Origin of the sequence: Georgenia sp. SUBG003 (assembly GCF_000715355.2) — a bacterium.
Taxonomy (GTDB): Bacteria; Actinomycetota; Actinomycetes; order Actinomycetales; family Actinomycetaceae; genus Georgenia.
Genome location: NZ_CP180204.1, coordinates 2,501,295 through 2,513,211, shown reverse-complemented (window position 1 = coordinate 2,513,211; position 11,917 = coordinate 2,501,295). Strand labels below are relative to the sequence as shown.

Below are 11,917 nucleotides of genomic sequence, written 5' to 3'. Positions count from 1 at the left end.
TCACAGCACCGCCCCGCCGTGACCTGCACCACTCCCCCGCCCTGCGGCCGCGACGGAGGTGAAGGAGCGCCCTCACGGCTGATAACATCACCAGGCGCTGTCAGCAGCGGCGCCCCTTTAGCTCAGTGGATAGAGCGTCTGCCTCCGGAGCAGAAGGTCGCTGGTTCGAATCCAGTAGGGGGCACCGAGACCCCGAGCCCGCCGTCGCCGGCGGGGGCGTCCGTCGTCCCGGCGGCCAGTCCTCTCAGCGCCCGACGAGCACCTCGACCAGCGGCGCCGGCCGGCCGGACAGGTCCTCGCACACCCGTCCGGCCGCCGCCGGCCGGGCAGGTCCTCGCACACCGGTCCGTCCGCCGCCAACGGACCACGTCCGGGAGCCCTCCGAGGCACTCGCACGTCAGGAGGTCCCGATCACGGCGAGCTCCCGGTCCCCGGGAACGGCGGGAGTTCCCACCGCCGTCGCAGGCGGCGTCGGGCGCTCGGGCAGGGCGGGACGCGTGGCGGAGTTTCCTCGCCTCCCGGCCGGAGCCGCCATGGGAGGCCCCTCCCTCGCCGGTTCCCCCGGTGAGCACTCCGGACCGACTCCCGCACAACCGCAGCCGGGGTGCACGGTCCAGGGACGCAGGAGCGGCAAGGGACTGAGCCCACCGACCTCGATGGTCGTCCCGTCCGCCACCACCCGGCGTCCGTCGACGGCGGCCAGGACCTGGCTCGCCGCCACGGCGGACCCGAGCTGTGCGAGGTTGCTGGGTACCGGAGGTGACGGCGCAACCCGCAGCTGCGTGGCGAGCGCGGGCCAGGCCGGGTCGGCGTCCGTGCGGTGCAGGTCGAGGCACCGGGTGCACGGCCCCCGCCCGGGAACGACCAGAGGTCCCACGGCCACGTCCACGTCGCCGACGACAACGGGCAGGTGCACCACGTCCTCCCGTACCAGCGGCAGCAGCCTCACCGGATCCGCGACCCCGCTGGACACCGCCACGAGAACGTCAGGTCGTGCACCGGCCGGGGCGTCGGTCAACAGCCGCGGGAAGACCGACCGCAGCTGCGCCTCTGCGCGAGCTCTGCGGGGCGCGCCGACGTCCCGGGGATGGTAGGGACCGACGTCGTGCTCCTGCACCGCGCAGTCGTCGTCGAGCAGGAGTGTGCCGATGCCCGCCTCGGCGAGGTGCGCCGCGATGCGCATGCCCACCTGGTCCAGTCCGACGACGCGCACCGTCGCCGACGCGCGGCGCGCCATGAGACCGACTCCGTCACCGTCGGGAAGAAGGCGGGACCAGTAGGCCGCGTCCGGCGCCTCCTCGTCACCCGGCGGGCGTGGCGGCGCTGCGGGGGCGAGCACGCCAGACCGTTCGAGCAGCGTGAGAAGCTCTTGCACCCGTTCCGCCGGCACCCCGGACGCCCGGCCCACCCGCACGAGGTCGGCCTCGGTCGGGTCGTGACGGAGGTAGTCGAGGACGTTCTGCTCGCCGGGCGTGAGGTCCTCGAGGACGACGGCGCAGCGCGGGTCGACGCCCACCTGGCTCTCGCCCTTGCGTCGCCACAGCACCCTCAGTCCCGGACGTAGCCGCATCTCGCCCCCCGTCGTCGCCGGCTCGTGCGACGGACTCTGGCACGGTCGGCCCGTGCTCCGCCCCGCCCATCCACAGGCTCGGGGACGGTGACAGCGAGCTGGTCGGCCGCCGCGGGGGTCGGCGGGTCACCCGGAGGGTGGCAGCGGCCGCCTGAGACGTGTCACGCGCGGGAACGCCGGGTCGGCGCAAGTGGGCCAGATCCCCGGCTGACGCCGCTCGAGGAACCGGGCCCGCACGGCGCCGAGAGCGTCGAGCTGCTCCTGGCCGCCCATCCCGGGGCGCCGGCCCGTCCCCTCGGCCAGGGCGCGTCCGGAGGCGAGCTGTCCCGCGTCATGCTCGCCATCGAGGTGGCGCTGGCCGCGGTGCCGGGCCGGGAGCCGGAGTCGCGCACGTTCGTCTTCGACGAGGTCGACGCCGGCGTGGGAGGCAAGGCCGCCGTCGAGGTCGGCAGACGGCTCGCGCGGCTGGCCGAGGGCGCCCAGGTGGTGGTGGTCACCCACCTGGCCCAGGTGGCCGCGTTCGCCGACCGTCACCTCGTGGTGAGCAAGCACACACCGGGCTCGACCGACGCCATCACGGCCACCGACGTGACCAGCGTGGACGGCGAGGATCGCCTGCGTGAGCTCGCCCGGATGCTCTCCGGGCAGGACGAGTCGGAGACCGCCCTCCGGCATGCCGCTGAGCTTCTCGAGCGTGCGGCCGTGCAACGATGAGGCGGTGAGTGCTCTCTTCCGGCGTCGTCGTGATGCCGTCGTCAACGGCTCCGGAACGACCGGGCCCGCCCGTGTCGACGCGCGCACGAAGAACCTGACCAAGCGGCTCCAGCCCGGGGACGTCGCCGTCATCGACCACGAGGACATCGACCGCGTCTCCGCGGAGGCGCTCGTCGCCTGCCGGCCGTCCGCGGTGCTCAACGCCGCCCGCTCCACGTCGGGGCGCTACCCGAACCTCGGCCCGGAGATCATCGTCGAGGCCGGGATCCCGCTCGTCGACGACCTAGGACCGGCCGTGATGTCCCTGCGCGACGGCCAGCCGCTCACCGTCGAGGGCGCCGAGGTGCGGTCCGGCGACACCCTCGTGGCCGAGGGCGCCGTGCAGGACACCACCACCGTCGAGGCCAACATGGCCGCCGCGCGCGAGGGGCTCTCGGCGCAGCTGCAGGCGTTCGCCGCCAACACCATGGACTACGTCCAGCGCGAGAAGGACGTGCTCCTCGACGGCATCGGCGCCCCCAGGCTGCGCACGAAGCTCGAGGGCCGCCACGTCCTGGTGGTGGTGCGCGGGTACCACTACAAGGAGGACCTCGCGATGCTGCGGTCCTACATCCGCGAGTACCGGCCCATCCTCCTCGGCGTCGACGGCGGGGCCGACGCCATCGTCGAGGCCGGGTACCGGCCGGACATGATCGTCGGCGACATGGACTCCGTCTCCGACCGGACCCTGCGCTCCGGCGCCGAGATCGTCGTGCACGCCTACCGCAACGGCAAGGCGCCGGGCCAGAAGCGGGTCGAGGACCTGGGCGTCGAGCACGTCGTCTTCCCCGCCACCGGCACGAGCGAGGACGTGGCGATGCTCATCGCCGACGACTCCGGCGCCCAGCTCATCGTGGCCGTCGGCACGCACAACACCCTCATCGAGTTCCTCGACAAGGGCCGCTCCGGCATGGCGTCGACGTTCCTCACGCGCCTGCGCGTGGGCAGCAAGCTCATCGACGCGAAGGGCGTCTCGCAGCTCTACCGCACCCGGATCTCCACCTGGCAGCTGGTGCTGCTGGCGCTGGCGGGGCTGCTCGCGCTGTTCGTGGCCCTCGCCACCACCAACGTGGGGCAGACGATCTTCGAGCTCTCCGGCGCCTGGCTCGACGACCTCGTGAACTTCTTCCGGTCGCTGGTGGGGCTGGCCCCCTCGGCGCCGACGACCTGAGCAGCTGGAGAGAAACCTTCATGATCGACTTCCGTTACCACCTCGTCTCCCTCATAGCGGTGTTCCTGGCGCTCGCCGTCGGCATCGTGCTGGGGGCGGGTCCGCTGCGCGACACCATCGGTGACACGCTCACCGGGCAGGTGCAGGACCTGCGCGCGGACCGGGAGCAGCTGCGCGCGGAGCTGGAGGGGGCCCAGGCGGACGTCAACGAACGCAGCACCTACCTGGAGGACTCCGCCCAGGTGCTCCTCGCCGGTGCGCTCACCGACCAGCGCGTCGCCGTCGTCACCCTGCCCGGGACCGACCGCGAGGACGTCGACGCCGTGCGTGAACGGCTCGTCCAGGCCGGGGCCCAGGTGGTCGGCCAGGTCGCCGTCACCGACGCGTGGACCGACCCGGAGAACCAGTCGTTCCGGCAGACCTTCGCCGGGCAGCTCGCCGGCTACCTCGACCCCGCACCCGCCGACGACGCCTCCACGGAGGCCGTCATGGGGCTCGCGCTGGGCGCCGCGCTGACCGACGCCGACGGCGACGCCCTGAGCGAGGACGCCACCACCCTGATGGACCTGCTCACCTCCGCCGACGCCCCGCTGGTCACCGTCGAGGAGCAGGTCGCGGGCCCCGCGGACGCCACCGTCCTCGTCGGTCCCCGCGCCGCCGAGCCCCCCGCCGAGACCTCCCGAGCCCGAGGAGACCCGGACGGCGGCCGACGCCCCGCAGCCGGCAGGCCACGGCGTCGCGGCCCTGCTCCAGCGCGGTCAGCTCGAGACCGCGGTCCACGGCGGCGCCGCCGCGCGCGAGGTGCTCCGCGAGGACGTGCTCCGTCTGCGACTGCGCGAGGAAGAGCAGGTAGGGGAACGCCGTGTCGTCCGTGCCGACGTCGAAGAGCCCGAGGGGGACGGTCCGGGCGCCGAGGTGCATCCGGAGCTCCACCGCAGGGTTGCCGCGGGCGACGAGATCGTCCGCCAGTCCGCCCCGGCCGAGCACCTCGAGGGTGCGGGGCTGGATCGCGAGGGCGCGCGACTCGGCGACCGGCCTCGCGGCCCGGTCGACCAGGCGGAACCGCGCCCCGTGCGCGGCGAGCTCCACGGCGAGCGCCACGCCCGGTCGGGCCCGCGCCGACGACGAGCACGTCCAGCTCGGACGGCCTCGCGACGGCCTCCTGGTGACGGGCACGCGCCATGGCCTCACCCCTTCGTGGGTGGTGCCACGTTACCCACGCCGCCGACGCGCCGGCGCCGCGACCGCGCCGGGGCCGACGCCGCGACGCCGCCGGGCCGGTCGTCCCGGTGCGTCGGCCCAAGGCCGCTCACGACGACGGCGGCCGCCCCCCGGGGAGGGGACGGCCGCCGTCGTGGTGATGGAAGGAGCGCTCCGTCAGTCGCTGCCGCGCAGGATCGCGAGCAGGCGCAGGAACTCGATGTAGAGCCACACGAGGGTGACGGCGAGCCCGAACGCCGCGGCCCAGGCGTACCGGCCCGGGACGCCGGCCTCGACGCCGCGCTTGATGGCGTCGAAGTCCATGATCAGGCAGATCGCGGCCAGGCCGACGGCGAAGAGGCCGAGCAGGACGCCCAGCGGGATGCCGAAGAGCGTCACGCCGGTGCGCAGGCCCCACGGGTCCGTGGAGACGCCGGTGAGCATGAGGACGACGTTGACCAGCGAGAACAGCGCGTAGCCCACGAGGGCGATGAGCACGAACCTGGTGAGCTTGGGCGTGACCCGCACTGTGCCGGACTTGAACAGGAAGAGCGCCGCCACGAAGGTTGCGGTCGTGCCGAGCACCGCCTGCAGGACGATGCCGCCCCACTGCGCCTCGAACACGGCGGAGATCCCGCCGAGGAAGAGGCCCTCGGCCACTGCGTACGCCATGATCAGCGCCGGGGACGGCTCACGCTTGAAGGCGTTCACCAGGCCCAGGACGAGGCCGACGATGGCGCCGCCGAACGTCAGGAGCGGGCTGGCGCCCATCACGAGCCAGTTGAACGCCGCGGCGACGACGATGACGCCGAGGACGAGTCCGGTCTTGACGATGACGTCGTCGTACGTCATCCGGCCGGTGTCCGCCGGGGCGGCTGCCGGGCGCTGGTAGGCCCGCTCAAGGTCCTCGACCTGGCCGGGCTGGTAGGCGCCGTAGCCGGCGGGCTGCCCGTGACCCGGCTGGCCGTACGGGGCCTGGCCGTGGGGCGCCTGGCCGTAGCCCTGCTGCGGGGCGTAGCCCGGGTACGTCGGGTAGCCGTTCGGGGTCCGCTGGGCGTTCGCCCCGAAGTACGGACTCTTCTCGAAGACGGGATTGCTCACGTGTGTGCCTCCTGGTCGCGGCAACCGGGCCCGCGTGTTCGGGCCCGGACCAATGTCGCTGGCCTGTGCTCCATCGTACGGGCCCGAGAGCACGCACGCGTGAAGTAGTGCTGTCCGGTACAACGGGACGGTACACGTCCGTGTTCCCGTCGGGGCGGCGAATCCGGGGGAATCACGCACGGAGTCCGCGCGGAGTCGCGCAGGGCCCCGGAGGAGGACCGGGCGCACCGGCCTCCTCCCTGAGGATGAGGACCTCGGCACGACGGCGGAGCACCGGCCCGCGCAGGAATCAGACTCCCCGCCGATCCCCCGCCGCGGCGCGGCCCCTAGCGTGGACACCAGCACGACGGCCTTCCACCGCGGGAGCCGACCGCACCTGACCAGGAAGGGCACACGATGATCGAGGCGCACGACCTCACCAAGCGCTACGGCAGCAAGACCGCTGTCGACCACCTGAGCTTCACGATCCAGCCGGGGACGGTGACCGGCTTCCTCGGCCCGAACGGGGCCGGCAAGTCCACCACGATGCGCATGATCGTCGGCCTCGACCGCCCGACCTCCGGCACCGTGACCGTCAACGGCAAGCCCTACGCCCAGCACCGCTCCCCCCCTCAAGGAGGTCGGGGTGCTGCTGGACGCCAAGGCCGTCCACCCCGGCCGCAGCGCCCGGTCGCACCTGCGGACCATGGCCGCCACGCACGGCATCTCGACGAAGCGGGTGGACGAGGTCATCGAGATGACCGGCCTGTCCGCCGTCGCCGGCAAGCGCGTGGGCGGGTTCTCCCTCGGCATGGGCCAGCGCCTCGGCATCGCCTCGGCGATGCTGGGCGACCCGCGCACCCTGATCCTCGACGAGCCCGTCAACGGCCTCGACCCCGAGGGCGTGAAGTGGGTGCGCACCCTCGTGCGCTACCTCGCGAGCGAGGGACGCACCGTGTTCCTCTCCTCGCACCTCATGAGCGAGATGGCGCAGACCGCCGACCAGCTGCTCGTCGTCGGCCGCGGGAAGATCATCACGGCCGGACCGGTGCAGGACGTCATCGACTCCGTCACCGGTACCGCGGTGCGCGTCCGCTCCCCGCAGGCCACGGACCTCGCCGAGCGGCTGCGCGCCTCCGGGGCGAGCGTCACCTCCACCGAGGCCGGCGTCCTGGAGCTGCACGGCGTCAGCGCCGAGCAGGTCGGCGAGACCGCCGCCGCGAACGGCATCGTGCTCCACGAGCTCACGCCGCAGCGCGCCAGCCTCGAGGATGCCTACATGAACCTGACCCAGGACGCGGTCGAGTACCGCTCCGAGACCGAGTCCGTCCGCCCCGCCGCCGCGCAGGAGGCCCGCAAGTGAGCACCGTGACCACCACGCCCGACACCACGCCCGTCCGCCCGCAGACCCACCGGCCCGCCGTCGACGCCCGCCTCACCTTCGCCGGGATCATGCGGGGCGAGTGGATCAAGCTGCTGTCCCTGCGCTCGACGTGGTGGACCCTCGGCATCACCGTCGCCGTCATGGCGCTGCTGGCACTGGCTCAGGCGTCCTCAGTGAGCTACATGGTGGAACCTCCCATGTCGATGCCGGTGGACGAGCTCCACGGGGCGGAGTTCGTCATCGGCGGCTACCAGTTCGGCATGGTGACCATCGCCGTCCTCGGTGCCCTGCTCATCACCGGCGAGTACTCCACCGGGATGATCCGCTCCACCCTCGCCGCGGTGCCCGCGCGGCTCCCGGTGCTCGCCGCCAAGGCCATCACCCTGGTCGTCGTCACGGTCGTCGTCAGCGTGGTGAGCCTCGGTGCCGCGTTCCTGGTCTCGGTGCCGTTCCTCTCGGACCACGACCTCGTCCCCGCGCTCGACGACTCCCTCACCTGGCAGGCGTTCGGCGGCATGGCGTACTTCTTCGTGGTCAGCGCCCTGATCGCGCTCGGCCTGGGGGCCGTGCTGCGTCACACCGCGGGCACCATCACCGCGGTGCTGGGGCTGCTGCTCCTGCTGCCGATGATCCTGCAGTTCATCAACCTCGACTGGGTGCAGGACGTCCTGCTGTACCTGCCGCTGCCGGCCGCGACCGCGTTCCTCGGGATCAGCGGGATGTTCGGCTCGAACGACAACCTCACCGCGTGGCAGGGTGTGGCGGTCGTCGGCGCCTACGCCGTCGTGGCGCTGGCGGCGGGCGCCTGGTCCCTGCGCCGACGGGACGCCTGACCGGGATGGCCGCCGACGCGGGACGTGCGCCGCAGGAGCTTCCTGCGGCGCACGTCGCCGCGTCGGCGCGTCTCCCCGCCGCACCGGGCCTCCCGGTCGACGACGCGGCCGTCCGCCGCACCGGCCCGGTCCGCCGCTTCTTCCTGCACCACCCGCGGGTCCTCGACGCCGTCGTCGTCGCGGCCTACCTCCTCCCCGCGCTGGGCGGGGAGGTCGTTCCCGAGCTCCTCGGCGACGACGCACCGGGCCGGGCCGAGCGGGTCGTCGTCCTCGCCGTCGTCCTGCTGACTGCGACGGCCCTGTGGTGGCGGCGCCGGGCGCCCGTGCGGGTGCTCGTGACGACGGCGGCCCTGCTCGCCGTCTCGCTCGCCGTCAGCCGGGACACCTCGAGCATCGAGATCGCCGCGGTCCTGGCGCTCTACGCCGTCGCGGCGAACCGGCCCGCCTCCACCGCGTGGGGCTGCCTGGCGCTGCTCAACGTGGTCGCCGGCGCCTCCCTCATCCTGTGGCTGGATGTCTCCAGCCAGGAGTCCGCGGTGGTCACCACCACCACGCCGGACTCGGAACGGGTCCAGGAGGTGACCCAGCTCCAGGCGCTCGTCGTGGTCCAGATCACCGTGCTCGTGCTGTCGACGGTCGCCGTCGCGCTCGGCACCTCCGCGCGGGGCCGGCGGCTGCACGTGGAGGGCCTCCTGGAGCGCACGCGCCAGCTCGTGCTCGAGCGCGACCAGCGCGAGCAGCTCGCCGTCTCCGCCGAGCGCAACCGGATCGCGCGGGAGATGCACGACGTCGTCGCCCACTCCCTGTCGGTGATGATCACGCTGGCCGAAGGAGCGTCCGCCGCGATGTCCCGGCAGCCGGACCTGGCCCGGGAGGCCCTCGACCAGCTCGCCGACACGGGCCGCTCCGCGCTCGCCGACACCCGCCGCATGGTGGGGGTGCTGCGGGAGGACTCCCCCGCCGGCCGGCGCGACGGCACCCTCGGCGACGTGAACGCGCCGCTGGCGCCCCAGCCGGCCGCCCACGACCTCACCGAGCTCGTCGAGCGGTTCCGGGTCACCGGTCTGCCGGTGCGTCTGACCGAGTCCGGCCCGCCGCTGCCCGACGACGTCGGCCTGCAGCTCGCCGTCTACCGCATCGTCCAGGAGTGCCTGACGAACGTGCTGCGCTACGCGCCTCTCAGCCCCAGGATCGACGTGACGGTCGCCCGCGAGGACGGGTCCGTCGTCGTCACCGTGGACAACGACTCCGGCACCTCCGGGGCCGCGATGGTGGGCAGCGGCCGCGGGCTGATCGGCATCCGGGAGCGTGCGGCGGTCTACGACGGGCACGTGGACGCGGGCGCGACGACGAGCGGCTGGCGGGTGCGCGCCGAGCTGCACTGGGACGAGGAGGGACGAACGTGAGGGTGCGCGTGCTGCTGGCGGACGACCAGGCGCTGCTGCGCATGGGGTTCCGCATGGTCCTGGAGGCCGAGGAGGACCTCGAGGTGGTCGGGGAGGCGGCCGACGGCGCCGCCGCGGTGCGGATGGCCGCCGCCCTCTCCCCCGACGTCGTCCTCATGGACGTGCGGATGCCGGGGACCAACGGGCTCGAGGCGACGGAACGCATCGTCGCGGCGCAGCCGGCGGCGAAGGTCCTGATCCTCACCACCTTCGACGTCGACGAGTACGCCTTCGCCGGCCTGCGCGCCGGGGCGAGCGGGTTCCTCCTCAAGGACACCCGCCCCGCCGACCTCGTCCAGGCGATCCGGACGGTCGCGGCGGGCGACGCCGTGGTCTCCCCGCGCGTCACGCGGCGCATGCTCGAGCTGTTCGGGCCGCACCTGCCCGCGGGCGGGCCGGACGGGCCCGCCGGCCGGGACCCGCGGCTCGGGCGGCTGACCGCGCGGGAGGCCGAGGTGCTCACGCTCGTCGCCGAGGGGCTCTCCAACGGGGAGATCGCCGCACGGCTCCTGGTCTCGGAGACCACCGTGAAGACGCACGTGGGCAACCTGCTCGCCAAGCTCGAGCTCCGGGACCGGGTGCAGGCCGTGGTGCTGGCGTACGAGACCGGCCTGGTCCGCCCGGGCTGAGACGGGGACCGGGGCACGCCCCGCTGCCGCGCCGGCCCACGAGGACGGGAAGGGGCACCGACCGCCGGTCGGTGCCCCTTGCTCGTGCGACGTCCCGCCGTGGCGGGGCGCGTCTGCCGGCTTCCGGCTACTTCTTGTCGGTGATCGGCGCGCCGGCGGCGGCGGGGGTGGTGTCCTTGGCCGCCGGCTTGCTGCCGGACGCGGCGGCGGCCTCCCACGCGGCGCGCGGGTTCTGCAGCGCGGCCAGCGAGACCAGCTCACGGCGGAAGAACAGCGCCTCGGTCCAGTCCGCGAGGATCCGGACCTTGCGCTCGAACGACGGCATCGCGAGCACGTGGTAGCTGCGGTGCATGAACCAGGCGAGCGGGCCGCGGAACTTGAAGCCCATGATCTGCGCGACACCCTTGTACAGGCCCAGGGAGGCCACGGTGCCGATGTTCTCGTGCCGGTAGTCCTCGGGCTGCTCCCCGTGCAGCACCTTCACGAGGTTCTCGCCAAGTTGCTTGCCCTGGCGCACGGCGTGCTGGGCGGTCGGAGCCGTGGTCGCCTTCGGGTCGGCCGAGGTCAGGTCGGGCACGGCGGCGTTGTCGCCGGCCGCCCAGGCGCCCTCGACGACCGTCCCGTCCTCCTGGACCACCTGCAGCCTGGCGTTGGTGCGCACGCGGCCGCGGGCGTCGAGCGGAAGGTCCGTGCTGGCCAGGACCGGGTTGGCCTTGACGCCGGCGGTCCAGACGATCGTGTCCGCCTCGAACTTCTCTCCGCTGGAGAGCTCGACGTTCCCGTCGACGCAGGAGTTGAGGAAGGTGTTGAGGTGGATCTCGACGCCCCGCTCGCGCAGCTGCTCGATCGCGTAGCCGCCGAGCTCCTCGCCCAGCTCGGGCAGGATCCGGCCGGCGCCCTCGACGACGACGAAGCGCAGGTCCTCCTTGTCGATGGAGTCGTACTCCTTGGTGGCGGCCTTCGCCATGTCCTCGACCTCGCCGATCGCCTCGATGCCGGCGAACCCGCCGCCGACGAAGACGAAGGTCAGCATCCGCCTGCGCTGCTCGGGGTCCCAGGTGGACGCGGCCTCCGCGAGCTTGTTGAGGACGCGGTTGCGCAGCGCGGTCGCCTCCTCGATGTGCTTGAAGCCGATGGCGTTCTCGGCGAGGCCCGGGATCGGAAGGGTGCGGGCGACGGACCCGAGCCCGACGACGAGGTGGTCGTAGGTGACCTCGTAGGCGGGGTCGTCGTTCACAGGCTTGATGACGGCCTTGCGCTCGGCGTGCCGGATCTCCTGGATGGAGCCGGTCAAGACGGTGGTGCCCTTGAGCTCGCGCCGCAGCGACGTCACGACGTGGCGCGGCTCGATCGATCCGGCGGCCGCCTCGGGGAGGAAGGGCTGGTAGGTCATGTAGGGACGCGGATCGACGACGGCGATCTCCGCGTCCTGCCGACCGATGTACCTGCGCAGCGTCGTGGCGGTGTACAGGCCGATGTACCCGCCGCCGGCGATGAGGATCCGGGGGGTCCGGCCGCCGTGGAGGACCGGTCGCACCGAGTCCCGCCCCTGGAGGGACTTGGCAGCGAGGGCGCCGGCACCGGCGAGGGCGGCCACCGAGGTGCTGACGGCGACGGAACGCAGGAAGGATGCCATGCGTTCCATCGTAGGAGCCCTACCGCTCAGGTCGCCCTTCGAGCGGGACTTTCGGCCCGTGATAACGGCCACGTCGGGTGCCCCCAACGGGGTTCGAACCCGTACTGGGCCGGGTTTAAGCCGGCTGCCTCTGCCAGTTGGGCTATGGGGGCGCGAGGCCCCATCCTGCCGCACGGGACCGGCGGCGGCCGCCAGGGCCGGCCGTGTTGGGCCGCC

8 protein-coding genes, 2 tRNA genes and 3 pseudogenes are annotated in these 11,917 nt (G+C 73.3%); 8 read left to right on the top strand and 5 right to left on the bottom strand.

The window, feature by feature from the left end; translation table 11 throughout:
- Positions 1-111 precede the first annotated feature (111 nt).
- Positions 112-184 (top strand) — tRNA-Arg (locus tag DA06_RS12685).
- A 213-nt stretch (positions 185-397) separates the two neighbouring features.
- On the opposite strand, the gene DA06_RS12680 is transcribed toward DA06_RS12685, so the two are convergent.
- Positions 398-1,546, bottom strand: a complete 1,149-nt coding sequence (locus DA06_RS12680; RefSeq protein ID WP_052436706.1) for a hypothetical protein — start codon at positions 1,544-1,546, stop codon at positions 398-400.
- Positions 1,547-1,786: 240 nt separating this feature from the next.
- Here DA06_RS12680 and DA06_RS12675 point away from each other — a divergent pair.
- From DA06_RS12675 to DA06_RS12665, 3 genes and pseudogenes are all read left to right on the top strand, one after another.
- Positions 1,787-2,284: pseudogene (locus DA06_RS12675) on the top strand (DNA repair protein RecN); the annotation flags it as partial.
- Between the two features lie 4 nt (positions 2,285-2,288).
- Positions 2,289-3,494, top strand: a complete 1,206-nt coding sequence (gene steA, locus DA06_RS12670) for a putative cytokinetic ring protein SteA (protein ID WP_043500597.1) — start codon at positions 2,289-2,291, stop codon at positions 3,492-3,494.
- 20 nt (positions 3,495-3,514) lie between these two features.
- A pseudogene (locus DA06_RS12665) lies at positions 3,515-4,105 on the top strand (copper transporter); the annotation flags it as partial.
- Here the strand turns inward: DA06_RS12665 and DA06_RS12660 are convergent.
- Both DA06_RS12660 and DA06_RS12655 read right to left on the bottom strand, forming a co-directional pair.
- A complete protein-coding gene (locus DA06_RS12660; protein WP_418608000.1) occupies positions 4,089-4,583 on the bottom strand; it encodes an FAD-dependent monooxygenase in 495 nt (164 codons plus the stop codon). The pseudogene DA06_RS12665 and the gene DA06_RS12660 sit on opposite strands and share 17 nt — an antisense overlap.
- Before the next feature lie 288 nt (positions 4,584-4,871).
- Complete coding sequence (locus DA06_RS12655; RefSeq protein ID WP_043500577.1) at positions 4,872-5,795, bottom strand: Bax inhibitor-1/YccA family membrane protein; 924 nt, start codon at positions 5,793-5,795, stop codon at positions 4,872-4,874.
- Positions 5,796-6,191: 396 nt separating this feature from the next.
- Here DA06_RS12655 and DA06_RS12650 point away from each other — a divergent pair.
- From DA06_RS12650 to DA06_RS12635, 4 genes and pseudogenes are all read left to right on the top strand, one after another.
- Positions 6,192-7,137: pseudogene (locus DA06_RS12650) on the top strand (ABC transporter ATP-binding protein).
- The gene (locus DA06_RS12645; RefSeq protein ID WP_043500574.1) at positions 7,134-7,991 is read left to right on the top strand and encodes an ABC transporter permease subunit; all 858 of its coding nucleotides are present in this window, start codon (positions 7,134-7,136) and stop codon (positions 7,989-7,991) included. Before DA06_RS12650 ends, DA06_RS12645 begins: the two are co-directional and overlap by 4 nt.
- Positions 7,992-7,996: 5 nt before the next feature.
- Positions 7,997-9,397, top strand: a complete 1,401-nt coding sequence (locus DA06_RS12640; protein WP_052436703.1) for a histidine kinase — start codon at positions 7,997-7,999, stop codon at positions 9,395-9,397.
- Positions 9,394-10,065, top strand: coding sequence for a response regulator (locus tag DA06_RS12635; RefSeq protein ID WP_418605185.1), 672 nt, complete (start codon positions 9,394-9,396; stop codon positions 10,063-10,065). Before DA06_RS12640 ends, DA06_RS12635 begins: the two co-directional genes overlap by 4 nt.
- A 127-nt stretch (positions 10,066-10,192) precedes the next feature.
- On the opposite strand, the gene DA06_RS12630 is transcribed toward DA06_RS12635, so the two are convergent.
- Positions 10,193-11,701, bottom strand: a complete 1,509-nt coding sequence (locus DA06_RS12630; protein ID WP_043500571.1) for an NAD(P)/FAD-dependent oxidoreductase — start codon at positions 11,699-11,701, stop codon at positions 10,193-10,195.
- Positions 11,702-11,779: 78 nt separating this feature from the next.
- Positions 11,780-11,853, bottom strand: a tRNA-Leu gene (locus DA06_RS12625).
- Positions 11,854-11,917 lie beyond the last annotated feature (64 nt).

Coding starts and splice junctions, on each gene's coding strand:
- DA06_RS12640 (WP_052436703.1), top strand. CDS start 7,997: ATGGCCGCCGACGCGGGACGTGCGCCGCAGGAGCTTCCTGCGGCGCAC.
- DA06_RS12630 (WP_043500571.1), bottom strand. CDS start 11,701: ATGGCATCCTTCCTGCGTTCCGTCGCCGTCAGCACCTCGGTGGCCGCC.